Origin of the sequence: Mesorhizobium sp. M0800 (assembly GCF_040320095.1) — a bacterium.
Lineage (GTDB): Bacteria > Pseudomonadota > Alphaproteobacteria > Rhizobiales > Rhizobiaceae > Mesorhizobium.
The window spans coordinates 1-24,977 of record NZ_JAMYOZ010000020.1 but is presented as its reverse complement, the minus strand read 5'-3'; the positions used below and the strand labels follow the sequence as shown (position 1 = coordinate 24,977).

Sequence of the window (24,977 nt, the reverse complement as noted above, 5' to 3'; positions counted from 1 at the left end):
TTGCAAATCCACGAGAGCGCGGATGTCCCACCTGCTCTCAAGGTCCAATCGGCGGCGGCGAAACCACGCCAAGCACCGCCAGCAAGCCGCGCACCATCCACACAACATCGGAGCCGATCGTGCGCTGCGGATAATAGGAAAGGTCGAGCCTGGCTTTGGCAGGAAACAGAACCTGGCGATAGAACAGTAGCGGGTCCACCGATCGCGGATAGAAACGGGCTTCATGCCGGAAGAGAACCTGGGCTGGACCCAGCAAGCCTGGCTTGTATTGTAAAACGTCTTCGAAGCCCCCGCGAAAACAATCGGCGAAGGCAAGGCTCTCCGGGCGTGGCCCGATGATTGCCATCTCGCCTCTGAAGACGTTCCAAAGCTGTGGCAGTTCGTCGAACTTGGTGACGGCGAGGAACCGTCCTATCGGCGTCATGCGGCTGTCATCGGCCATGGTCAGAGCCAAGCCACCGGGGTCGCATTGCACGCTGAACTTGCGGAACTTGTACATGCGGAATGGGCGAGCACCGGCCCCGACGCGGGTCTGTGTGAAGAAGATGGGCCGACCGCCTTCCAGCAGCAGCGCCACGGCAATCAGCAGCATCAGCGGGGCGAAGACGATCGCCGCGGCTGCAGCAATGACGAGATCGATTGCTCGTCTCGCAGACCCATGGACGGCGCTCGAGACGTTAGACCGGTGAATGGCTAGGTCCAGGGCATTCATGCGGCTGTTCCTGTCTGAGCGCAATTATTGACCGCCGCGGCAAGAGCGACGACTACCGATTCGACCAATGGCGCGGTGATCTGCGGATGCAGCGGTACAGTCAGTTCGCGCTGCGCGAAATCTTCAGTGCGCGGTAAGTGAGTACCGGGAATGAGCTCACGATAGAGCGTCATCTGGTGCACCGGCGGGTAGTGGATAGTGGTTTGTATCCCTTGCCCGCGCAGTGCGTCGATGACGTCTTGCCTGTCGGCGTAACGTGGCAAAAGGATAGGCATGATGTGGTAGGCCGACGTCCGCGGCTCGTGGAACGGGATGGTCACGGCCGGGCAATGCTTCGCTATGAGACGGCGATACAGCATGACCAGGATACGCCTGATCTCATTCCACTCCTGCAGATTTTGCAGCTGGACCAGTCCGATCGCAGCCCGCAATTCATCCATGCGATAGTTGAATCCGAGCATGGTGACATCATACTGAGGGGTGCGGCTGTTCAGCCTTTGACGTGTCCCGGTGGTCATCCCATGTCCACGCGCCTGGCGGATTGTCTCGAGCAGACCGGCATCCTTGGCGATCACAGCCCCGCCTTCCGCCGTGGTCATGTTCTTGTTGCCATAGAAGCTGAAGGCGGCCGCGGCACCAAATGTCCCCACCTCCTTCAAGCCCGGCGCATGCGCCGCGTCCTCGACGATGTGCAGCCCCCGGGCACGGGCGAACCTCTGCCATTGTTCCCGATCGGCGAGGTAGCCGGCGAAATGAACGAGAATGATTGCCTTGGTGCGGGCCGTGCATTTCGCTTCGGCTTCCACGATCGACATCAGCGGCACGTCGGCTGACTCGATGTCGACGAAAACCGGCGTCGCACCGACATAGAGGACCGCATTTGCGGTCGCCACGAACGTCAAGGATGGCACCAGCACCTCGTCGCCCGGTCCGATGCCAAGTGCGTGCAAAATGAGATGAAGCGCTGCGGTGCAAGAACTGACCGCGACGCAATCCTCCGCATCATGAACGTCGGCAAAAGCTTGTTCGAAGGCTCGTACCTGCTCCCCCATGGTCAGCCAGCCGCTGTCGATGACCTTGGTCAAAGCAGTCTTCTCCGGCACACCCAAGATCGGGGCACTGACCAAGAGCATCACAACCTCCTAGACTGATAACTGTGGGAACCGGGCTCGTGACTTCATCATGCAGCCGTCGCAGTGACCTCGATCGAGGCCGACTGGTCTTCCCAGGAAATGGTCTGTGCGTTCTGAAAATCGTCGACGCGCCCGATATCGAGCCAGAGACCCTCATGTTTGTACACGTGCACGGTTGTGCCGTTCTGCATCATCTGCAGCATCAGGTCGTCGAACCCAAAGGGTATGCCGGATGGGATAAACTGCAGAACATCCGGGTTCATGCAGTAAATTCCCATGCTGACCAGATGCGAAAGCGTCGGCTTCTCGCGAAAGACCTGCACGGTATTGTCGACTTCGTCGATGACGCCGAAATCCATCTTGATCAGGCGACAGGCTGTTGCGATCGTCACTGGATCGGTGTGCTTACGGTGCGCTGCTACAAATCGACTGAGGCTTAGATCCGTGAGGACATCGCCATTGAGAACGATGAATGGCTCCGTCAGTTCATCCCTGATCAAAGACAGTGGCCCGATGGTGCCAAGCGGCTCCATCTCCTGCGTATATCGAATTTTCAGGTTCCACTGCGAGCCATCTCCACACACGGTGCGGATCAAGTGGCCGAGATACCCGGTTGTAATATAAACTTCCTGAATGCCGTTGCGTCGCAACCATTTCAGAAGCATCTCGAGAACCGGCCGTGCGCCGATCGGCATGAGCGGCTTCGGCAAGACCGAAGTGAAGGGGCGGAGGCGTGTTCCCATTCCTCCACATTGAATAACCGCTTTCATCCTGGTCCTCCCTTGTTCATTCGGCCTGAACGCTATCGTCACGGGCCGGCTATCCTGCCCTGGTCAGCACCCGGGAAACGCGTTCTTGTCCCCTCAGAAGAACCGGTGAGATTTCCCGTAGAAGACCGGTGAGATTTCTCCACTGTCCCCTGATCCGGACATTGCATCTGGATGGTATGTGGCCGTCAGGGTGGATGTCGTCGTGCATTCGAATGGTAACAATTCAGCCGTTTTGCTGTTCTATATCTTTAGACCTATAGCACTGCTGAACGGCCGGCCGGTCTGTCAGCTGTCCAAAAGGTCAGAACGTATGTTCGACGACGTTCGGCGGGTTTCGCTCACAAGGGGCAAAAAAAGAGGAGCGTTTCCCGTCATTTAAGATTATATTAGAAATCTGGCGTTTGCGGTGTTGGGGGTGCCGCAGCGTCGGCTGGATGAATCGACGAGTGGATGGCCACGACTTTCAGGCCATTACCGTTCAATCCATTCAGATTGGCGTTGGGGTAGTTCAATGTATCGAATCGTCATCGCCGACGATCACGGCTTGTATCGTCGCGGCTTGCGATTGGCACTGACCGCAGGCATTCCAGGTGTGGAGATCTTTGAAGCGTCCTGTTTCGACGCGGTGCTCAGTTTGCTGGCAGAGCAGTCGTTCGTGGATCTTGCGATCCTGGATCTGAATATGCCGGGCCTGTTCAATCAAGAAGTGCTCGGCGGGATCCTGTCTGCCTATCCGGACACGCGATTTGCGATCGTTTCCGGAAACGATTCACGCTCGGAAATACTCACGGCTCTGTCGATCGGGCTTCACGGCTACATCGTAAAATCGCAGACGGACGAAGAGGTTGTTTTGGCCGTCAATGAAATCCTCTCCGGCCGCATCTATGTTCCTGCACTTCTGTCACGTCCGGGAGCGACGCAAACAACCCACGCGCATACCCATTCCGACGACAAAGGCCCACAGAGGCGTACCGCTGGCGTCAACCTTGGCAGGCTGACTTCGAGGCAAAAGGAAGTCCTCAAGCTGATGGCGGAAGGCTATTCAAACAAGGAAATTGCGCGCGATCTGGAAATCGCAGAGGCGACCACGAAAATCCACGCTGCTGCGGTTCTGCGTGAATTGGGGGTACGCAATCGGACCGAGGCTGCCGTTATGCTGAAGACTTGGCTTTCGAGACATGCCAGCTAGAGCGCCGCGCGTCCTTTTGGACGTGCAAACGGCGTCCCAAGACTCCTCATGCATTTTACTGCATATCCCAAAGCCGAGGCGCAGCTTTGGGCCGACGACATTCTTGGAAGGAACCCTGCGCATCTCAAAGGCCGCTCAGCGCGACTTGCCTTTAGATATCTGCTTTCCGATTGGAGCACTGCACTACAATCCGATTTCCTTGCGTGACAGCCGCAGCGAATACCGCAACCCTTGGTCCGATATTTCCAGCCTGGGAGAGTGACCGACAAGCGGCGCTCCATCCACTCCGATTATCATGGAACCGAAGCCATGACGGACTACGCTTGAGGTCCTACGCCGCCCCGATTCCACCCACTCGAACACGATATCGCTGCCTCTTTCTTCAGGTGCGAACGTCCAGCTTACGTCGATCCGGCCTTTTGGATCGGCAAGCGCTCCATATTTCATGGAATTGGTGGCAAGCTCGTGAACGATCATTGCAAAACTCTCGGCGGCGCCTCCCGACATCGCCACGGAAGGACCGCTGACCGATATCGCACGTGTTCCAATATATGGGTGCAATTCTTGCGCAACGAGATCGTTTATCGCCCCCGATACGCTGCCGTTGCGTGAAAGAAGCAGATGGGTTGCCTCGAGCGCGCGTATCCGGTCGATCAGCATTTCCTTGTATTTGGCGACGTTGTTTCCGGGAACATCGACCATTTTCACGAGCGCCGTGATCACCGCGAAAACGTTGCCGAATCTGTGACGCTGTTCGAGCATGATGCGCTCCCGCTTCTTTGCCGCGGCGCGCAGCAGCGTGGTTTGTCGTCTCTCGCTCAGGTCGGCAGCCACTCCAAGCCGCTGTCCACCATCATCATGTCTTTCCTCCCTTCCGCGCAGCGCAACCCAGCGGATATGTCCGTCCGGTCGGCGGACGCGTATCTCAACATCGTAATTCGTGACCGAGGGTGCGGCCTTTCTCGATGCCGCCAGCTTTGGCCAGTCCGCCGGATGAACGACAGCTGACAGCTCCTCCAAACTGCGGCTATTGGCCTGGGCCAGGCCGAGAATGTCCCAGAACGTGTCCGAGCCCGTGACTATCCCGTCTTTAAGGTCTATGCGCCACGTGGCCAAGCGTCCAGCAGACAGAGCGAGGTCCAGCCATTCCTTCTGGGCCCGAAGCGCTTCGTGAACAGCGCGTCGGTCCGAAATATCGTCGACCACCACGAAGATGCTCTCCGAGAGGCCACCCTCGGGCACGGACGAAGAAAGCGTTAGCCTGGCCCAGAATGCCGTACCGTCCTTTCGTGACAGACGCACCTCCGAAACGAACGAAGAAATGTCATTGCCCAGCCTCGCCAGCAATTGCGCCAAGGTATCCCGGTCGTTCGGATGGGCGAGCGTATCGAGCTGCAATTGGGCAAGCTCCTCCTCCTTGTACCCGGTCATCTCACAAAGGCGTCTGTTGGACTGCAGCAACTCACCTTTCTTGTTGGTGTTCGCGAATCCCATGGCAGCACGTTCGAAGGCCCAACGATAGCGGCTTTCGGTCGCCTCGACGGCAGCGAGCCTGGCCTCCGCGACTTCCAGCAACTCACGCAAGTCCTGCCGCAGACGATGGAAGGTCATGGCAATCACGCCACCCGAAACCAGAAGCAGGATTGCGCGTGCCCAATCTCCACTTGAAATCTGATCGTGTCCTCGTGCCCACAGCCCGACAGCCACCATCAGAATGGCCGCAGCGAGCGCCGGTACGCGGTCTTCGAGATAGGCGATAATAATAATAGCCGGAATAAATTCCAGAAAACTGGCGCCTTGCCCAATATAGGCTGACGATTTTATTTCAAATATCAGTGTGGCAGCTAACACCGATGCAGAGGCAATATGAGTTAGCAATCTGCCCGACGGGTTCGAATTCGACCTGCGCGACTGCGAGCTCATGGACACAGACTACAACCTTCTGACTAGCCCGTCGAGACTAGAGCAAAAAACGTACAGCTTAGTACCACTGCCGGATTGCCATACCGCTATCATAGCGCGCATTTTATCGGACGCAGCGGGGCCTAAGAGCTGCCTTAGAACTGTCGGATCATATTAAGTTTTCAAGGTGGTGATGAACGTATTATCCGTCAGCGCATAGAAGACTAGAATCCAGCTACACATAGAAGACTACATGAATCCCGAATACTTATTTCGGGCGTGTGAAACTTTGGGTTAGGGGTAGAAAATGAATCTGATCGATAGACAGGTCGATGCTTCGAGCAATCGGTACATTGTTACGAGGACCAAGTATGATTTTGAAGCGCGGAATACGCGGCCCTCTTCTGGTCACCTTCCCGATCGCGCATCGGATCCATTGGACGCAAGGTTCGGCGAACCAAAAGGCCGCAGTCTGGAATCCATAACCGGCGTGCTTGATCGCATTGGCTGTGGCTATCTCGTGCTGAATCGCGAAAGAAAAGTAGTCGAGTGGAACGCAGCCGCCCAAACCACGCTTGAGCGCCAGGGCGAAGCGGCCGACACGGCGAGCGGACTTACGGCCGCCCTAAGGCGGCTGATCGCGAATGTTCCGGGCCAATTCCTGCCGGGCTCGTTGTCTTGGGTGGTGATCCGCAGCAGGGGCGACCGACCGGTGATACTGAACGAGAACGGCGTTATCGCTCCCGACGGAACGAGCATTGTGGCGCTGCTGGATCGCGACAACAGGTCGGGGCCAAATCCTCGGACGCTGCAAAGAATGTTTGGCTTGACGAGCGCAGAAACGCACCTCGCCTTGCGCTTGGCCCAGGGCGACGCACCTTTGGAGATCGCTCGCAGCTGGCGTCTCAGCCGCACCACGATCCGTTCCCAGCTTGCCTCGCTGTTCGCCAAGACCGAAACAAAACGCCAGGCGGAACTGGTGGCCCTTCTTGGGCGTATTTCGGTCCTGCCGTAAGGCCGGCCACTTAGATCCAATCGCCGGACGTCGGCATCCGCCCGGGATTCAAACTACGCAAGTTGGCGTGTCATGACTTGGCAGGTCGTGCACCGCATTGCGCACTCCCCTAGGTTCGATGCGCCAGCGTAAATATCGAAAGCCGCAATCCCGGACCGGCTATTCGGTACTGTCGAACGGATTCGAAAGGCGACAAGTGGACAACGATCTACGCAGCGATTCTGTCCTTGCCGCAGCGGAGAAGATGGAAATCGCTCGATCCCGTTCGGACCGCGCGGTGAAGAAACTTGCACGGACAGGACCGATCGTCGTCACCGGCGCCGCAGGCTTCATTGGTTTTCACGTGGCCTCACGGCTTTTGCGTCTTGGTGTCAAAGTCGTGGGCGTCGACAATTTCACGCCCTATTACGATCTGCGGCTCAAGGAAGCGCGGTTTGCACGCCTCTGTAGCGAGGCGAAGTTCACGCCGGTACGAATGGATCTGGCGGATGCCGCGCGCGTTCAGTTGCTGTTTTCAAACGTTCGCCCTTCACACCTTGTCCATCTTGCGGCTCAGGCCGGCGTGCGTCATTCACTTGTTGACCCGCACGCCTATGTGCAATCGAATATAGTGGCGTTTCTCAACGTCCTTGAGGGCTGCCGGCATCATGGCGTCAGTCATCTCGTCTACGCCTCTTCGAGCTCCGTCTACGGCTTGAATCGAACCATACCGTTTTCCGAAAACCACGGCGCCGATCATCCCGTCAGCTTCTACGCCGCCACCAAGCGTTCGAATGAATTCATGGCGCATTCATACAGCCATTTGTTCGGCCTGCCCGTGACCGGACTGCGCTTCTTCACCGTTTATGGCCCTTGGGGCAGGCCCGACATGGCCGTCTACTTGTTCACGCGCGCGATCGTCGAGAGCAAACCAATTGAAGTAGCCAATGCCGGCCGCGTGTGGCGAGATTTCACCTATATCGACGATATCGCTGAGGGCGTGGTTCGAGCACTTGCTACACCGCCGCAGCCAGATCCGAATTGGGACCCTTGCACCGCCGACCCTGCCACAAGTTCCGCGCCGTATCGCGTCTACAATATCGGCAACGACCGGCCCGAGGAGATCAACCGGCTGATTTCGATCATCGAGACCGCTCTTGGCAGCCGGGCAGTTCGCGTGGATGTGCCGTTGCCGCCTGGCGACGTTCTGGAGACGCGCGCCGACGTCAGCGATCTTCGCCAGGCCGTCGGCTTCGCCCCGGCAACACCGCTAGAGGACGGAGTGCGACGCTTTGTCGAATGGTACCGGGACTTTCATGGAACGGATGCCGCGGCCAGCGTACGGCAACAGACGTTGGTGAATGAGGCCACCGTGTAGGCCGCGGGCCCTGTCGGGCGATGATCTGCCACTCGGCGCGTAACGCGTCGGCCACAAAGCCGCACTCGCCAGCCTCTATTCGACACAACCCTGGACTCGAAATTCCTGAACGCTGATGCCGTCGCGTATCGGCGCGCGACGGTCTCAAATCAGCGCAGGAACCAATGTCGCCGCTGGCCTTCGACTGCGTGCGTTCTGAACGATGTTAGCGCAAAGATCAGCCCAGGGATAATTTTCAGCCGTTTGCTGATGTAGATCGACATCGCCACATTCCAAATCGCCAACGCAAGCGCGAGGCCCACTGCGGCGCCCGGCGCGCCGTAGAGCGCAATTCCTGTGGCACAGCCTATGATACTGGCCGCAGCGCCGACGATCATGGTTGCGGCTGCCGCCCATTCGTTTCCGGTCATCATCAAGAGGAGCATCTGGGGTCCGCACAGCGCGACAAAGACATATCCGAGAATGAGTATCCGCGCGACGGGTGCCGCGGTACTGAAATCCCCGCCGAACCAGCTCAACAGAGGTTCAATAATCGCAAGCATCGGGATGGCCATCGTTAGAGCCCCACCAGAGGAAAGTAGGGCGGCCCGTGAAAACAGCTGCTGCAGAGCCAGCCGATCGCCTCGGGCATGAAGGGCAGCCGCTGTCGGCGCAAACATCGTAGAGACGGCAACCAGGGAAAGACTCACAAGCAAGGCGACGTTCAATCCCAATGCGAAAATGCCTGCTTCGCGAATGTGATGCGTCCAGCCCAGCACCATGACTCCGGCCCGGCTGATGAAAACATCGAGCCCAGCCATGAGCATCATTGGCGGAACCGCGGACCACCATTCCCGCGACTCGTCGCCTGGCTGAACCTGCCGCAAGCCAGGCGGCTGAAATTTTGTCGCCATGACGAACACCAGGCCGACCGTGATGGCTGAACTTGCCAGCACCGCCTGCATCACCAAGGGTGCGTTGGGGGTCCATGATCCGGATAAGACCGCCATTCCCAGCAACGTCAACAAGAGGCCGTCGCGCACTATGCGTTCCGGCAGGAGGGCCGAGACACCGCCGCCGAAAGCACGAACAAGCGTTGCGCCCAAAGCGTAGGCGGTGACCAAAGGCACTGCTGCCATGCCTAGCAGCTGGCTGATTTGAAGCTCCTTGTGAGAAGGATCTGAAAAGAAAAAGATCAAGGCGGCGCCAACGATGCCGAATAGTGTCGCCGCCGCCAGCGACCTCTGCAGAGCAAACCTGATTACGCCGTGTACCAGGTCAAGCCGCCCTTTGGCACTGTAGGCGGAGACGAAACGCAACAAGGATACATGGAAACCAAGCGTTGCAAGATAGGCAAGCACCGAGGTCCAGGCCAGAACATAGGAGTAGATGCCATAGCTGGTGGAGCCAACGATGCGCGCAATCAATAACTGCGCCAAGCTGGTTAAGCCCGCACCCCCGATATAGACCAAAAGAGCGAAGATGCTGGCATAGCCGAGACCCCGGCCCGTGTCCTCCTTGTGCGGCAAAACCATATTCGTTGGAGCAACGGAGGCCGCAGGGAAGCGGGCGAGCTTCGGATCGCTGAAATCGTCGATGTCTTTTGCGCCGGCGTCGCGCATTTCATCGCCTTGATCGCCTTTGGCCGCGGACCCTGCTCCGGACTGCGAGATCGTCGACATTATCTTCCGCTCGACAGGCCGAATGCCGTGGCGGTCGTTACGCGGAATCCCGCATGTGACACTCATGATGTTCTCTCGAGCAAGAGATCCGCGCTGTCCCCAAACCGGTAGCCGGCGTGTTTCCTAAGATTGACCTGCGTGAGAACGCTGCCTACGGGGACCTGAGCCGTCTCGTCCTCCGTCAGCAACTGCAGAACACCACGCGCGATGCTGCGACGCGTCCTGGCCCAGCGAACAGCGAAAAGAACCGCGTCAGCCCAGCCCGTCAGTAGCCTGGCCTCAGGTCCTCCAAGTCCCAGCGGTCCATTTATGATGACGATGCTGTACATCGAGCGCAGCTCATCTGTGACCAGGGAACCGTCGATCATGGACAGTTGCGGCAGCAGATCCTCTGATGGTGCGAGTGCCATGAAGTCGATTCCAATTTCAGGCATTCCCGTGACCGCGTCGTGCAGCGGACAACGGTCGCTCATATAGTCTCCAAAGGATTTATGCGGCTTGAACGCACCGAATTCGTTCAGAAACTCGTTCGTGAGGCGGGCGCCCGTACCGTCAAGATCGAGAAAAAGCACTCGTCCCCCAAGTCGGGTAGCTGCCAAGGCGAGGCTCCATGCGAGCTCGGTCTTGCCATCATGCCGGACGCTGGACGTGACGAGGATGACGTGCGACGCACGGCCTCTCGCTTTGTTGAGAGCCACGGTGACAAGGAGAGAAGTGACGGCTCGGCTGTAGCTGCAGTTTTGCTGGCCGAGAACCAGCTGCTGTAGTCGTTTCGCGTGTATTGTGGGCGCTTCCGGTATCAGCCCCAGGCACGGAACCCCGAGCGCGGCTTCAGCTTCGGCCCCGCCGCGCAAGGTCTGATTGAGACGGCTGCGGACCAAGACGAAGACCCCGCCAATGAGGCCAAACACGATCATGCCGGGCGGAATAAGAAAGATGGGCGGCAGGGTTTTTGGATTCGTTGGCGGCCATGCCGCTGAAAGGATCGAGACCCCGGGCAAGGGAGTTGCGATGCGCTGCACCAGATCCTGTTGTTGGGTGAGAAGCTGGTTGTATCGCTGTGTCAGGATGCTGACCTGCGGCTCGAGCGCACGCAAGCCGGAAAGCCGGCCGGCTGTGTCGGCCACCACCGCATCGAGCACATTCTTACGGCCCTCCAGAGCAGCGATCTGGGCACGGTAGATGTTCCCCTCCGCCGCAATGCGAGCAGTGCCTTGTTCGATCTCGCCGTTGATCGCAGTGCTAAGGCTCGCATCCGCATTGTCGTTGGCTTGGCGGGCCGCCATGTCGGCCAATACCGGAGACCCGATCGCTTCGGCGAGCGCCGCCACCGATGCTCCTTCCTCTCGCAAAGCCTCGATGTGCTGAAGGCGAGATTCCGTCGCTGAGAGATCCGCTTTCGACAAGGATATCTGCTGACTAAGTTCGGCTGTCTCCTTGGCAGCGTTATCCGCCGCACCTTGATCGACCGCGCCATGGCTCAGTCGATACTTTTCCAGGCGGTCGGTCGCTTTCGCCAGGTCGCTTTGTACGACCGGCAGGCTGGCGACGATCGAGGCGAGTTCCAGCCTGTCTGACGCCCTGCGCTTCTGTGCGAGATCGTCGATGTATACTTGGACGAACGTATTGGCCACCAGGGCGGCTCGCGCCGGATCGTCGTCGGTGAAGCCGACGGTGATCACCCTTGATCTCAGTTCCTGTCCAACCCTCATGCCCTTCCGCAACGCCTTGAGTTCGGCTGCATCGGCCGCCTCCGGCCTGCCCTGCGGCCAAATCCTTTCTAGCAGACCAGCTGCGAAGGTGCGTATGTTCTGCAGGTCGCCGCCTACCGGGGCGGCGCCGGAATTTCCGACATCACCTTGCTCAGCAATGTTGCCGATCTTTGTCTCGCGTAGGGCTGCCACCAGGCGACGCAGATGCCCCTGCGAAGAGAGCATGGTTAAGTGGTCATCAATGCTCGCATCCAGCATCTCCTGAGCAGAATCCGCACCTCCGGGAGCCGCGTTCCTGCCAGGAGCATCGACAATCACCTGTGCGGTCGCCTCGAACAGGACAGGACGCACAAAACCCGCAAGCCCAGCCAACACTCCGCCCAAAATCACCATTGCAAGCAGGAACCATTTTCTCCTCGCGATGGTAATGAGGAGTTGATGGAAGGGGGTCTGCGCGTCGACCTGTTCGCGCAGGAATGGCCTCATGCGCGGATTGATCTCGCGCGTCGGCACGTGCATTTCAGTGGCGCGCGGAAGGTGAATTCGGCTGACTATGGAACCTTCCATCTCATACTCCTGTCAGTTCGAGCGCTGTGGACATGCCCGTTGCCGGCCCGGCGGACCGCCCGGCCTCGTTGCGCCAGGCCTGGAACATCAACGCGGGCCACAAATCGCGAGAATGATCCTGTCTTCCGTCAAGATGGTCGCGCCAGCAGGTTTCGACCTTCGCAAAGTCGAAGATCCCATCTCCGGAGAGGCGTATATCGGCGACTAGATCGCTGGCCCAGATGCGCAACGGGCCGCTCAGCCAGACTGCTATGGGAACATCGAAACCCTGCTTCGGCCGGTCGATCAGCCGTTGCGGAACATAGCGGCTAAGCAGCTGACGAAGAAGCCACTTGCCTTTGCCATTGCGGACCTTCGCATGTGCCGGCAGCCGCCAGGCGAATTCGACAACCCGATGGTCGAGAAGCGGGCACCGGCCTTCGAGGCTATTGGCCATGCTGGCGCGGTCCAACTTCACCAATATATCGTCGGGCAGGTAACCGGCCATGTCGTCGTACAAGAGACGGGACAGCAGGCCATCAAGCCGGGGGGACCCTTGAATTGATGTGGGCGGCGTGTGGAGTGCGAGGCTCCCGGTCGATGCTCCGGTCAGCCGTCGATGCAATTCGTCCTCATTTGGCGCAGCGAGCAGCCGAGCGAGGCGATGCAGCCGGTCGCTCCGCAGCGCGTGCCGTCCACTCGCCGAAAGCGGCAGCTTGCCGACGAAATCGTGACGCGCTGCACGGGCCAGCAATCCGACCCCTGCAGCAAGCGCGTGACGCAGCGGCGACGGCAGCGCATGCTGTCGTTTCAACCGCGCAGCCATGAAATGACGGGCGTAACCGGCGAAGCATTCATCGCCACCGTCGCCTGATAGGGCCACCGTAACGTGCTGGCGAGCGAGCCGCGCCACGAGCAAAGTCGGTATCTGCGATTCATCGGCGAACGGCTCATCCCAGATCCGCGGCAGTTCCGGAATGACTTCACGCGCAGCGGCTGCTGAAAGGTGGAGTTCAGTATGATCGGTGCCCAGGTGCCGCGCGACCTCCGCCGCGTGGGGAGCCTCATCAAACCCGCCTTCTCCGAAAGCGATCGTGAATGTGCGCACCGGTTTTGGCGATTGGGCCTGCATCAGCGCCACAACCGTGGAGCTGTCGAGGCCACCAGACAGAAAGGCACCCAGCGGCACATCGGCTATCATGCGTTCCCGGACGGCAAGTCGAAGCAGGTCGTCGAGTCCATCAGTCAGTTCTTCGTCGGTACCGGCGATTGGATTCTGTCGACCGTTCGCGGCGACTTCAGGCAGCGACCACCAGTGTCGGGCGCGTTGCGAAAGGGATGCGGCGCTGCGCGCCTCGGCAAAATCCGCCGCCGTCACAGACAGGACCGAGCCCGGAGGTAGCTTGAACACGCCTCGCCAGATGCAACAGTTACCCGGTACCCATCCCTTCGAAAGCATTGTCGCGGCCGCGTCGAGATCGAGCTCCTGACAGAAACCTGGAAAACGATGGATTGCCTTCAACTCGGAGGCAAAAACGAGCGCATCGCGCGTTGCAGCAACATAGAGCGGCTTCTTGCCCATTCGGTCGCGGGCGAGATGGAGGGTCCTGGTCTTTAGATCCCACAATCCAAATGCGAACATGCCAGCGAGGCGGGTGAGTGCGGTGTCGAGACCCCAGCTCTCGATTGCGCACAGCATCACTTCGGTATCGCTGGCGCCACGGAACCGATGGCCAGCGTCTTCAAGCTCGCGGCGCAGATCGCGGAAATTGTAGATCTCGCCGTTGAAGGTAATGGCATATCGGCCACTTGCCGAATGCATCGGCTGGCGTCCTGCTTCCGATAGGTCGACTATAGCCAAACGCCTGTGGCCGAAGGCAATGCCGGCTTCGCGATTGATCCAGAAGCCTTCGCCATCAGGCCCACGATGACGAAGGGCCGTCGTCATCTGGCCAATCGCCCTGAGCGGCTTGATATTGGCGGCATCGGGTGCAAGGAGAATTCCGGTAATCCCACACATGCCATCACCTCAGGTCGCTAGAGGTTGCCGAAATCGTTCGCGGCGTTCCGGCAACAAGGCAAATGGTAAGCGCAAACCACACGATTGGATGGCGGATGATCAGATGTGGCATTCCGAAGATGACGATCGACACCACCAGCACGAACAGGGCATCGAGCTTCGCACGCCATGCGCATAAAGCCGCCGCGCCGACAATCCAGGCCAGGGCCAGGACCGCAACCAAGCCACCTTGAGTGTACAGATCGAGAATCGTGTTGTGAGCCTCGAAAGGCCGGGGCAGAAATTGGCTGTAGGAAATGGGCGGGCGCTCCAGATGCGGGCCAGGACCAAGGCCCAGGGATCCTGACGTTAGGCCCTTGCCCAATGCATCTCCCCAGAGATGGATTCGAAGTGCAGCGGTTTCGGCGGTCGCTTCGCCGCCCTTGTCCTTGGTAAGACTCAAGGCGAACTGTTCGACGCTGCCCACCTCCGTGACGATGTAAGGCGTCATCGACATGGCCAACGGAAGGAAGCCAATCATCAGCAGGAGGGTAACTTGCCGGGACAGGCTGACCTTGCCGTCACCGGCTGCGAGCCATGTCCGAACCCGCAGCCCAAGAAATATCAGGCCGACCAGGACCGTCGTGTAAAGATAGGTATCACTCTTCGTCAGCCTTCCGACATAGATGGTCAGGATAAGGCTGCTGAGCCCGGCCAACCTCGCCCACGGCTTGCTTGTAGTCGTCGCAAGATGCAAGGCGAGCGGACCAAGGAGTGCGCAATAGAGCGCGAGCTGGTTGGGGTTCTCGGACCAGCCTCGGAAGCGATCCCAGTACCAGGGATCGACGCCGGATTGGTGGATCCAACCCCATCCAAGTGCCAGCTGAACAATAAAGCATGCATTCGCAATAGCGACCACCCACCAGGCAGCACTGCGCAGACGGCGATCCGCGTCGGGCTCCGCGGCGGCCAGGCAGGTGACGCAGATCAGCAGCAGGTAGGCTACCACATCGTGCATCACCACCGACAGATACAGTACCGTGGTCAGGTAGCCAACGATGGTGCCAATACCCAGAGCGAGCGTGATGATCAGCCAGAAGCCCGCAACACGGATCAGGGCGGGCCTGACTACCAAGTGACCGCCGGCGAGCACCCGCCCGATCGACAGCATGATCCAAAGCGCGAGAAACAATTCGCCATAGCCGTAGGGCAAGCCCGGAACTGAGAGCTGCGCCGCATACGACATGGCCACGCCGCAGGCCAGGATCGCGTCCCGGATCATCGGCGCGCTCCACCCGATCCGCGGTTTGCAGCAGGCTCTTCAAGCAACACCGGCGATGCCGGTCGAGCGAAGCCGCCCTGGGATTTGGCACTAAGGACATTGTCGTAGAGATCGCAATATTGCTCGACCACCCAGGGCAGCGAGAACTGCGTCCGGACGAGCTCGACAGAGCGAGCGCCCATGGTCCGTCCTTTCCGGCGGTCGGACAGGACCTCTATAATTCGAGAGGCAAGGCCGTTCGCATCGTGCGGGGGGACGAGATGGCCGTTCCATCCGTCCTCGACCACCTCATTGCAACCAGGCATCATCGAGGCGACGATAGGCAATCCCGCGAGCCCTGCCTCCAGCAGGACGCGCGGAATCCCTTCTCGGTATTGTGTTGGAAAGGCGAACAGATCGGCCATGCCAAGAAGGGCAGGAACGTCGCGTCGTGGACCCAAGGCGATGACATGCGGCACATGTCGATCGATCTCAGCCTTGTCCACTGCAAATGGGCCCTCGGATTCCAATGGGCCGACAAGCACGAAACGGGCATTGGGCCTTTCCGACAGGATGCGAGGGACTGCCTTGAGGAGTGTCGGGATGCCTTTCTGGCGCGTTAGCCGGCCGACAAAAATTACGATCTCGGCGGATTGGAGCCCAAGCTCTTCGCGCATTTTCATCGCCGACGGGGCAAGATGCCTTGCCATGGCGAACGCATCGACGTCGATTCCAGAACTGCGGATCACTCGTCCGCTGCCGCGTCCGATCAGTCGGTAGCGTTCAAAGAATGCCTGATCGTCCCGATTCTGGAACACCGTAGCCGCCGTCCATAACGACGAAAGCCATTGCAGTCCGCAAAAGATTGGGCGCAGGGCAAGGGCGCGCGGTTCCAGGGACGAGAACGTCCAGCCCAGACCGTTGATAGTGCGCACGACTGGAACGCTTCCGCGCACCGCAAGTGGCGTCACCAGGTTGGGCTTGGTGTCGAAGCTTTGGATAATGTCCGGCCGGAGTTCCGCCATCAGCTTTCGAATGGTTCTGATGGCGGCCCATTCTCCGCTGCTGCTGGAAAATCGGTCGAAACCGTAGCTGCGATGCGGAATGCCATGCCGCAGGAATGCGGCTTCACCGCCGCTCGACACCGCAGTAACACGGAATCCCTTCTCTCGCAGCGACATCAAGAACGGAATTCGCAGGGCATGATCCTCGCCTCCGACACACACCAGATGCGGATTCATCCTGCGTCTCCTGACCGTTCGCTGTAGCCCGATCGCGCGAAGTGGCCGGCCCTTGAATTTGCTTTCATGGTGTTGGTTTCGCTACCCATCTCGCCCAAGGTCACGGTAGGGGCAGGTCTTGCCACTGTCCTCGTCTGTTTAAATGACGCAAACCCTGTCCCGGCAGCGGGCCGCCGTACCCAGCCGGTTCAGGTAGCCGCGCCTTGCATCAAAGAGGTCGGCACTGCCCGGGTGCCGAGCGCAGAGTGGTCCGCAGACAAACGGCTCGCGCTCCGCGGCACAGTTTCCTGTCATTGCTGGCTGTCGTCGGAAAGCCGCCTACTTTAGCGTGGCTCCCATCATCGTCTGGATGCGCGAAGTTTGACCACGCGGGAGGTGATCGTCCGTGCCTCCGAGGCTAGAAGGATTGGAATGCCGTCGCGAACCGGATAGGCAAGTCCTGCGCTCTTCGAAACGAGTTCATCGCGATCCGAATCCCAGGTAAGTGAGCCCTTGGTCATTGGGCATACCAACCATTCTAACAACTCAGGGTTGAAAGAGGCATTCTCTTCGGCTCGCTTATCCGTATCCATCTGCTATTCCTTTCTCGGCCGTGACATCAACAGTGAGCTCCGGCGCGAGCGCCCTTGGCGATACAAGCCGTCACCCGACGTCATCGCTGTAATTCGTAGGATTCCGGCAAGTGTCATAAGCCTTGCAAACTGCACAATCACGCTAGGTGCAGGCTTGGCCACTGTCGTCGTCCGTTTGAATGAATCGACATCGAACTGAGCCGTATGGCGGCGAAGTTGAACGTGAGGCGTTAAAAGCGTGAATGGAGCAAGCACGATCGGCGATATCGCCATAGGCGACCGGAAGGTTTCGTTATTGAAGACCGCTCGCGGCTAATGCTCTCGAGCCAGTGTCTGATCCTTCCGCCCAGTCAATACGGGCGACGAAATCGTAAACCGGGCCGCCGGGTACTCCCCAATTGCTTGACCAGATCACCTGTGAACCGTCCGGGGACGGCGAGGCGTGGGTCTCACTCCAGTAGTCGAATGGAACGTTCTTCGTCTGCACAATGCGCCGAACCTCTCCGCTGCCGTCGATGCGCAACGCGATGACTTCCCGCGCATACGGCGCCCAAGCCGGATATTTCGATACTTCGTCCGGATTGCCCGAATAGGTAAGGAACACCCAACCGGGCCTGTCCAGCGACCTGAGCGATGCATGCTGTGCTTCACCATATCTCATGAGCGAGGTGACTTTCCCATCTGACAGCCTTCGCTTGATCACCTGGAATATGTCTGGATCGGACTTACTGATCCCCACATAGATTTCGCTGCCGTCGGCATCGACGGTCATGTCGCCATGGCCAGGCCGATGATGCTCAGTCCATTTCTGGCGCAGAACGCCGTCAACAGAAAAGATGAACGTCTGTTCAGTGTCGTCTTTCAGGTTCTGAATGCATAAGATGTTGACGCCCAGCGGCGAGATTGAGCAGGCGCCGTTGGCTCCGACAAGCTGTGCGAGATCGATTTCCGGAAATTTCCGCCGCTGTCTGAGATCGTAGGCAAAGACGACCGCTTTGCCGTCCCGGCGAACCGCGCGTACGGCAATACGGCTGCCATCACGGCTTGGATTACCTTTGTATGGCCCGAACTGGAGATTGCTACTGTCAGCCGAAACAAACAGGACCTCCTCATGATTGGTGCGTGGCGCCCAGGTCGAGATTTTCCGACCACCGACGCAGATCATCAGGTCGGGATCGTGAGGATGCCATTCGCATTCGGTCGATCGATCACGGCGAAAAAGCGGGGCGTAGGTGCGCCCATCCAGGAAGCATAAGCCGCCGCAGCCGTTGCTGATGACAAGAAGGCTCTGATCCGAATTCCAGGCCTGGGCGCTCGAATAGCGGTGGCTGCAATATTTGCTCCCGCATGCGATGCCGGCGCCGAGGATTCCGGGTTTGGTTATTCGGGTGAAAGGTGTGCCAAATGCCGCATCCTTCGCGGTGTGCAGGTAATCCGGCAGGTCCATGGCTACCGGCGCGACGAACTTTGTCGATGCGACGTCCTCTCCACTCACCGCTCCGTGGATAACTATGGATATCGCGCTGACAGCAGCTAACGTCAACGCCAAGGCAGTCTGGTAGCGAGAAAAGCGCATGTCATGTCAACTCGCGCGGTTCCTTTTCAATAATTCGATTTTCCATATTATTGGATATCTTCTTGTCGACGCTTCAAAACCGCATCTCTCTAAGCTTCAACTCTTTTAAATTTCGCCCGCGCCGCGCCGAACTTGTCGATTACTCCACGCGCTATCATTTCTGTGGCGGCTGTGAGCCCGTTCGAATCTAAACTTTCGACGCAAGTTGTTGGCACGGGAAACGATCCAAGTTGTTCCCCAATGAGATTAACGTGGTCAATATGATCAAGACTGCTCTGCAGATCGACTTCGAGGAACTTCTGAATGATACCGAGGTTACGCCGGCGTTCCTTCAGACGGACCTCTAGAATTTCCCTTGGCGCCTGCAATCGGACAAGCAGATCCGGTTTGGGTAGAAGCTCGAGCGCGCGCGACACCCTTTCACGATCCGTTATGCCGCTGAACAAAACCAGTGAACATACGAATTGCACCATACCCTGGTCAAAAATTGAGATCGTGTCATTGGACGCTATTGCCGCGCGCCAAGCTTGAAGAAGAGCTTCAAGATGCCAGTTCAGGCGAGCCGCCCACAGCTCATTCTTGGGTGGAAGAATCTTAAGCACTTCTGCACCGAGAGAACGCTGTCCGATCCACTTTGAATGCAAGCCGGAGACCAGTTTGAAGGCGGCCCTTCTAACCGGATGTCGGCGGTCACCGGTCTGCAAAACAACACAGTAGCCCTGAGCTCGCAAAACGTGCACCAGCTCGGACGCTAACGTCGTCTTACCAGCACCGGACGGCCCAAATAGCTCCAAGATCATCTTTCAATCCAGACTGAGGGAAGCCTACTGGCAGTGACGTCATGTCCATTTGCTGAAGCGAACGCCCATCTCTTCCTGGGATGTCTAGCCGACGAGCCAGGAATCCGCGCCATCCGTATGAATGACGGTGTGGTCACGTTAGGATATCGACGGACGCCAAAATCGTGAACGGAAGGAGTGCGTTTCGGTGACTATCCTTCCGGATTGCCTACCGTCCGTTTACCGTTCCGTCTCCGAAAGGGGTGTGCAGTAGCCCTATTCCCCAGCACACTTCCGCGCGGGCGCGGCAGTCATGAGTTCGGCATGTCTCATCCGTTCGAGGGATGCGAGACACCCAGCCTTCTGGAAACCTTCTCTGTGATGGACGCAGCCAACTGGCCGTTTATCCCCTCTATCGCCAATAGGGCAGCTTGGTCGGCTATCCAATGAACGTGTCGGACAAAAATCTTCGATCTCATCTGCAGGAGAAATCGTATGAAAGCAGGCATATGAGCGAGAACCTCGAGCCACATCAGACGGCAGCGGCAAATACGGCTATACCTGCCAATTACAACGCCAAGGTCGCGGCAGTCGCGGCCTATGAGCTCCCGACAAAACAGAGATATCAAGATCCGAGTTTTGCGAGCTGGTACCTGAACGGCTATGCAGGCCGGTTGAAGCTGTCCACCGTTGCGTCATACGTCATTGCGCGACGGGAGCAACGCTGCATCGCCAAGGCGCTGGAGAGGTGCAGCCCGCCTCCATCTCAGGTGCTCGATATCCCATGCGGAACCGGGAAGCTGGCCGGCGTGCTGGGCCAGCATAATTGTCGGGTGCTGGCTGCAGACATTTCAATGGAAATGATGGCCTTGGCTAGATCAGCATATGAAGGTCAATCCGGATTTCGGGGATTCATCCGATGTGACGTGGCGCAGCTGCCGTTCGCCGACGAAAGCTTTGATACGGTGGTCTGCCTTCGCCTCATTCACCTTATCCCGCCACATCTCAGGCGCGACATTATCATTGAGCTCGCGCGCGTTGCCAGCCGTCGCCTGATCGTATCCTACGGCCTTGGCACCCGCCTCCAGAGAATACGGCTAAGGCTGCGGAAGATGATCACCGGAAGGATGTCGGCGCCTCATCCCGTCAATCTCACCGTTGCACGACAGGATTTCGCGGCGGCGGGGCTCAAGCTGGTACGCTCTTTTAGCGTCCTGCGGTTCCTGTCCTGCGAGCAGCTGTTCGTACTTGAGAAGGTAAAGGCTTGACCTGCCGCCGGTTTGCAGTCTTCGCGTTAGCACTGGTATTGCGGATCAGGCCGCTGATGGTTGTCAAGAGCTGAAACGGCTGCGGGAGGTAGCTGTGGAACCGGCAGGCAAGGCCATTCCGGCGCGCATGGCATCACTCGACCTGCTGCGCCTGGCTGCAGCCCTCGCGGTCGTGCTCTTTCACTATCTTTTTGGCGGCGCGATCGCGGGCAATCTCGACGTGGAATATCCTGCCGCAGCACCTTACGCCATCTACGGCTATCTCGGCGTCAATCTGTTTTTCCTGATCAGCGGTTTCGTCATCGCGTGGTCGGCCGAAGGTCGAACCTGGCAGGAATTCGCGGTCGCCCGCTTCGCCCGGCTTTATCCCGGATTCCTCGTCTGCATGACCGCGACGTTTGTTGTTCTCGTCGTCGCCAAAGATCAGCGTTTTCCGACCGATGTTCCAACCTATGTAGCCAATCTTTCCATGTTCGCCCGCCTCTTCGGCAGGCCGTCCATGGATGGCGTCTACTGGTCGATCATGCTCGAGATCCTGTTCTACGGCTGGGTTGCAGTGCTGATCTTTGCCGGCGCCTTTCAGCGCTGGAAAATACCCATCGCGGCCATCTGGCTCGCAATTTCGGCAACCAACGAGTTCTTCTTTGGGAACCCGGTGATACGCATTCTCTTCATTACAAACTATGCGCCTTTGTTTGCCGCCGGCATCCTCGCGGAAGACATCGTTGCAAGGGGCCGTTCACCGGCTGCGTTCCTGTTTCTTGCCGTCGCGTTCCTGGTGTCTTGCCAGACCGCAATGTTCTCTCATAACTGGATGCAGGAGCACTTTGGCGCAGCCATTTCGTATCCTGCTCTCTTCACCGCCAACATGGTGGTCTACGGAGTCTTCGCTGGCGCGATATTGCTCCGCTCCGTGATTGCTCCATCCAAGGCTATCATGATGCTCGGAGGGTTGACTTATCCGCTGTATCTTTTGCACCAGTATATCGGCTACATTTCGCTTAACGCGCTGGCGCCTCATGTCGGCAAGAACGCCGCATTCTTCGTCGTGTTGGCCGGGGTCCTCCTTGCCTCTTTTATCGTCTGGCGCTTCATCGAGACGCCGGTACGCAAGCCGCTCGTCCGCGCCCTGGTGTCTGGGATATATCGCCTTGCACCAGCCTCGCGGCCAATCCGGCCAACCTCTTCCGCGCGAACATCATGATCAGGAGCTTTCGGCGGATGCCGCAGAAGATGTTTGAGTCCAACCGTCGCCTCGCGGAAAAGGCAACTGGGTAGCCCACGACGCCTGCGCAAGCGAATACATGATTTGTGGGTCAATCCGCAGGCGAGCAGCAGGCCGGCGATCAGGCGAGACAGCACCGGGGTTCCTTCCAAGCCGCCGATGTTGCACGGCACCGCTGTTGCGGCAATGCCGGCTGCGCGGCGCATTCGCATTTCGGAGAAGCGCCGTCTAGATCGGCAGCTTCGTCGATTGCGTCACATTTTGTTCTTGCTTTGTGCCGGCAGCTATGCTAGTAATTTGGCTATGGTGCAGATTCGCACTGACGACCCGCCGCTAGGCGGGTTTTGTTTTTGGTCTGGTTTTCAGATTTCCCGGCCATCCCGCGTCGGACGGCTTCTCGGTCGCGACATTCGAGCCAAGCTCCACACGGTCGGATCAAGTCAGCCGAGTCTTATCCCGAATAGAACGATCCTTGCCTGGTCGTCGATACCGTTGCGGAAACGAGTTCGAAGGGAGCGCTCCTCCAAGGCTCAATCCTACTTCAAACCCTCAATCTTTCTGTCAAAGGGTGTCGGTATGTGATTTGGCGCTAATATACGTCGTCTGTAAGTAGGCGCGGTCGAAACAGAAAAAGGAATATTGGATGACAACTCTGCATTACACGTCAGGTGGATCGGGCACGGAAATTGCGCAAGCCGGATTCAATCTGGCCGACGTTTCATCTGTTGACCAACTCAATGCGCTGCCGGACGGTATGAAGGGCTTGGTCTACCTCAACGAAACCGACGGAGCGACGTCGTCCTTTATCGACAAGATCACGCCTTTCATCGGCAATCCGAAGCTGTTCGGATTCTTCCTGGTCGACGAGCCGGATCCCACCGGCCAATGGGGCACCTACGCCTCCGCCGCGAATCTGAAGGCGGAATCCGACTGGATTCACGCCAATGTGCCGGACGCCAAGACCTACATCACGATGATGAGCTTGGGGACGTCCGCGAATCCGGATTTTTCGAACACGTACAATCCCGCCAATACCGGTATCGATTACTACGGCGTGGATGTCTATCCTGTCCGCACGGATGGCGCGGTCGACTATAACATGATCGACAAATTCGTCGCTGCCGCTCAGGCATCGGGCATCCCGACGAGCAAGATCATTCCAGGCTACCAGACGTTTGGCGGTGGCGACTATAACACCGACATGGGTGGCAAATATGTCGTGCCCACCGCCGCCCAGATGGAAACCATGATGGACCACTGGGCCAAGCTGGTTCCGTCACCCGCCTTCGAGTACGCGTACGCCTGGGGTTCACAGCGAGGCGACACCGCGCTTGAGAGCTCCCCGGAACTGCAGGCCGTTTTCCGGCAACACAATCTCAGCACCGCCGGGACTGCTCCTTCCGAAGCTGCGGCCACCGATCCCATTTCTACGGCGACGGTCCCTTCCGAGGCCACCACCGGCGATAGCACCTCGACTGTCACCGCCCCTTCCGAAGCCACCTCCAGCGGCGGCACCTCGACCGCCACCGCCCCTTCCGAAGCCACCTCCAGCGGCGGCACCTCGACCGCCACCGCCCCTTCCGAAGCCACCTCCAGCGGCGGCACCTCGACCGCCACAGCCCCGGCCGAGACCATCACCGGCGGCAGCACCTCGACTGCCACCGCCCCTTCCGAAGCCACCTCCAGCGGCAGCACCTCGACCGCCACCGCCCCGGCCGAAGCCACCTCCAGCGGCAGCACCTCGACCGCCACCGCCCCGGCCGAAGCTACCTCCAGCGGCGGCACCTCGACCGCCACCGCCCCTTCCGAAGCCACCACCGGCGATAGCAATCATGGCAAGACCACGCTTTCGCATCTCCTCGCCGGCAACGGCGGTTCGACTACTACCGCCGCCTCCGGCGCTACCGCCAGCGATGGCAGTCATGGCAAGATCGCGCTATCGCACCTCCTCGCCAGCGACGGCAGTTCGACTACTACCGCCGCCTCCGGCGCTACCACCAGCGATGGCAGTCATGGCAAGACCGCGCTGTCGCCCCTCCTCGCCAGCGACGGCAGTTCGACTGATACCGCCGCCTCCGGCGCTATCACCAGCGATGGCAGCCATAGCAAGACCGCGCTTTCTCACCTCCTCGCTAGCGACGGCAGTTCGACTGCTACCGCCGCCTCCGGTGCCACCACCAGCGATGGCAGTCATGACAAGACCGCGCTTTCTCACCTCCTCGCCAGCGATGGCAGTTCGACTGACACCACCCACGATAATGCCGGCGGCAAGGTAGGCGAGGGCAGCAGCGTTGACCGCATATTGGCCTCGTTGAGCCATTCTCTTTCGGCCGGCTCGGAACTTCTCCCGACCAACGATCCATCCGACAAGACGGCAACCAGCCTGATCCGCCACGGGTTCGCGCAAACCGTCCAGCCCGATGAAAGTGTCGGCGCCCAGGCAAAAAACGGCGCCGCCGCCGAGATCATGTCTGGCCACGGAGGCAACGATGCCTTCGACTTCAGCAAGCTTCAGGACAAGCTCCACCTCGATCAAGCCGCTCTTACCGAGCTTAAGTCGGGCGGGCTTTCATTGCATGCTTCCCCTGCTGGTACGGCCACGGATGATGGTTCCCACCACATCATCTTTGACAGCTCAACCGGGTCGCTCTCTCTCGACAGCGACGCGGTCGGCGGCGCAGCTCAAGCGCAGCTCGCTACCCATCTCCCGTTGCAGCATCACTCTTTGATCTGAAAACCGGAGCGGCGGACCTTCAACTCGAGCGTGTCCGCCGCTCCGTCCGTGTTCAATTGCGCCACGGAAGCTTGACTAAGAAAAATGCGATATCGGCAGACATCAGAGAGATCGAAGTTGGTCGCATTATCGCCAATGCGAATTCCGGATTCACCACACCCTACGCAGTCTCGGCAATTTTCAGCACTGCGTCGATCTCGGCCATCACCGTTGCCGGCAGCGGCCCTTTCTCCAGCGCACCGAGATTGTCCTCGACCTGCTCGGGCCGCGCGAAGCCGGGAACCGGCAGGGCGATTGCCGACTTGGCGAGTATCCAGCCGAGCGC

19 protein-coding genes are annotated in these 24,977 nt (G+C 58.9%); 6 read left to right on the top strand and 13 right to left on the bottom strand.

All coding sequences use genetic code 11. From position 1 onward, the window contains the following. Positions 1 to 37 precede the first annotated feature (37 nt). Genes NKI18_RS21700 through NKI18_RS21690 form a run of 3 tightly spaced genes read right to left on the bottom strand, consistent with a single transcriptional unit; the run spans position 38 to position 2,615 of the window. Positions 38 to 712: a sugar transferase gene (locus NKI18_RS21700; RefSeq protein WP_352619906.1), complete on the bottom strand. Its 675-nt coding sequence runs from the start codon at positions 710 to 712 to the stop codon at positions 38 to 40. Then, on the bottom strand, positions 709 to 1,845 hold the full coding sequence (locus tag NKI18_RS21695; protein WP_353020434.1) for a DegT/DnrJ/EryC1/StrS family aminotransferase: 1,137 nt from the start codon (positions 1,843 to 1,845) through the stop codon (positions 709 to 711). The genes NKI18_RS21700 and NKI18_RS21695 overlap by 4 nt, the downstream gene beginning before the upstream one ends. A gap of 47 nt (positions 1,846 to 1,892) precedes the next feature. After that, positions 1,893 to 2,615 (bottom strand): nucleotidyltransferase family protein, encoded by a 723-nt coding sequence (locus NKI18_RS21690; RefSeq protein WP_023675619.1) that lies wholly within the window; start codon positions 2,613 to 2,615, stop codon positions 1,893 to 1,895. 511 nt (positions 2,616 to 3,126) lie between these two features. Between NKI18_RS21690 and NKI18_RS21685 the strand changes: the two genes are divergently transcribed. Then, on the top strand, positions 3,127 to 3,804 hold the full coding sequence (locus tag NKI18_RS21685) for a LuxR C-terminal-related transcriptional regulator (RefSeq protein WP_023675618.1): 678 nt from the start codon (positions 3,127 to 3,129) through the stop codon (positions 3,802 to 3,804). Between the two features lie 183 nt (positions 3,805 to 3,987). Here NKI18_RS21685 and NKI18_RS21680 read toward each other — a convergent pair whose 3' ends face one another. Next, positions 3,988 to 5,727 (bottom strand): PAS domain S-box protein, encoded by a 1,740-nt coding sequence (locus NKI18_RS21680; protein WP_353020432.1) that lies wholly within the window; start codon positions 5,725 to 5,727, stop codon positions 3,988 to 3,990. 286 nt (positions 5,728 to 6,013) lie between these two features. Here NKI18_RS21680 and NKI18_RS21675 point away from each other — a divergent pair, with 286 nt between their 5' ends. Together NKI18_RS21675 and NKI18_RS21670 are read left to right on the top strand one after the other, a co-directional pair. Next, positions 6,014 to 6,721 carry a helix-turn-helix transcriptional regulator gene (locus NKI18_RS21675; RefSeq protein ID WP_352449679.1) on the top strand — a complete coding sequence of 236 codons (708 nt, stop codon included), beginning with the start codon at positions 6,014 to 6,016 and terminating at the stop codon, positions 6,719 to 6,721. A 244-nt stretch (positions 6,722 to 6,965) separates the two neighbouring features. Then, positions 6,966 to 8,078, top strand: a complete 1,113-nt coding sequence (locus NKI18_RS21670; protein ID WP_352619917.1) for an NAD-dependent epimerase — start codon at positions 6,966 to 6,968, stop codon at positions 8,076 to 8,078. A 149-nt stretch (positions 8,079 to 8,227) separates the two neighbouring features. On the opposite strand, the gene NKI18_RS21665 is transcribed toward NKI18_RS21670, so the two are convergent. The 8 genes from NKI18_RS21665 to NKI18_RS21630 form a co-directional block, all read right to left on the bottom strand. Beyond that, entirely contained in the window at positions 8,228 to 9,739 is a 1,512-nt protein-coding gene (locus NKI18_RS21665) for a lipopolysaccharide biosynthesis protein (protein WP_352619909.1), read from the bottom strand. A 62-nt stretch (positions 9,740 to 9,801) separates the two neighbouring features. Then, positions 9,802 to 12,018: a GumC family protein gene (locus NKI18_RS21660; protein ID WP_352619910.1), complete on the bottom strand. Its 2,217-nt coding sequence runs from the start codon at positions 12,016 to 12,018 to the stop codon at positions 9,802 to 9,804. 1 nt (position 12,019) lies between these two features. Beyond that, positions 12,020 to 14,017 carry an asparagine synthase (glutamine-hydrolyzing) gene (asnB, locus tag NKI18_RS21655; RefSeq protein ID WP_352619911.1) on the bottom strand — a complete coding sequence of 666 codons (1,998 nt, stop codon included), beginning with the start codon at positions 14,015 to 14,017 and terminating at the stop codon, positions 12,020 to 12,022. 4 nt (positions 14,018 to 14,021) lie between these two features. Then, on the bottom strand, positions 14,022 to 15,278 hold the full coding sequence (locus tag NKI18_RS21650) for an O-antigen ligase family protein (protein WP_352587405.1): 1,257 nt from the start codon (positions 15,276 to 15,278) through the stop codon (positions 14,022 to 14,024). Next, positions 15,275 to 16,498 (bottom strand): glycosyltransferase family 4 protein, encoded by a 1,224-nt coding sequence (locus NKI18_RS21645; protein ID WP_023675610.1) that lies wholly within the window; start codon positions 16,496 to 16,498, stop codon positions 15,275 to 15,277. The genes NKI18_RS21650 and NKI18_RS21645 overlap by 4 nt, the downstream gene beginning before the upstream one ends. Positions 16,499 to 16,836: 338 nt before the next feature. Beyond that, on the bottom strand, positions 16,837 to 17,070 hold the full coding sequence (locus NKI18_RS21640) for a Trm112 family protein (RefSeq protein WP_352619912.1): 234 nt from the start codon (positions 17,068 to 17,070) through the stop codon (positions 16,837 to 16,839). A 292-nt stretch (positions 17,071 to 17,362) separates the two neighbouring features. Further along, on the bottom strand, positions 17,363 to 18,646 hold the full coding sequence (locus NKI18_RS21635) for a hypothetical protein (protein ID WP_352619913.1): 1,284 nt from the start codon (positions 18,644 to 18,646) through the stop codon (positions 17,363 to 17,365). Between the two features lie 89 nt (positions 18,647 to 18,735). Next, positions 18,736 to 19,446, bottom strand: a complete 711-nt coding sequence (locus NKI18_RS21630) for an AAA family ATPase (RefSeq protein WP_352455317.1) — start codon at positions 19,444 to 19,446, stop codon at positions 18,736 to 18,738. A gap of 425 nt (positions 19,447 to 19,871) precedes the next feature. Between NKI18_RS21630 and NKI18_RS21625 the strand changes: the two genes are divergently transcribed. The 3 genes from NKI18_RS21625 to NKI18_RS21615 all read left to right on the top strand — a co-directional run bounded on the left by NKI18_RS21625 (position 19,872) and on the right by NKI18_RS21615 (position 24,652). Beyond that, positions 19,872 to 20,693 (top strand): class I SAM-dependent methyltransferase, encoded by an 822-nt coding sequence (locus NKI18_RS21625; protein WP_352619914.1) that lies wholly within the window; start codon positions 19,872 to 19,874, stop codon positions 20,691 to 20,693. Positions 20,694 to 20,787: 94 nt separating this feature from the next. Further along, a complete protein-coding gene (locus tag NKI18_RS21620) occupies positions 20,788 to 21,897 on the top strand; it encodes an acyltransferase family protein (protein ID WP_352455315.1) in 1,110 nt (369 codons plus the stop codon). A gap of 664 nt (positions 21,898 to 22,561) precedes the next feature. Next, on the top strand, positions 22,562 to 24,652 hold the full coding sequence (locus tag NKI18_RS21615) for a hypothetical protein (protein WP_353020428.1): 2,091 nt from the start codon (positions 22,562 to 22,564) through the stop codon (positions 24,650 to 24,652). Between the two features lie 160 nt (positions 24,653 to 24,812). Here NKI18_RS21615 and NKI18_RS21610 read toward each other — a convergent pair whose 3' ends face one another. Then, positions 24,813 to 24,965 carry a hypothetical protein gene (locus tag NKI18_RS21610; protein ID WP_353020456.1) on the bottom strand — a complete coding sequence of 51 codons (153 nt, stop codon included), beginning with the start codon at positions 24,963 to 24,965 and terminating at the stop codon, positions 24,813 to 24,815. Between the last annotated feature and the right edge of the window lie 12 nt (positions 24,966 to 24,977).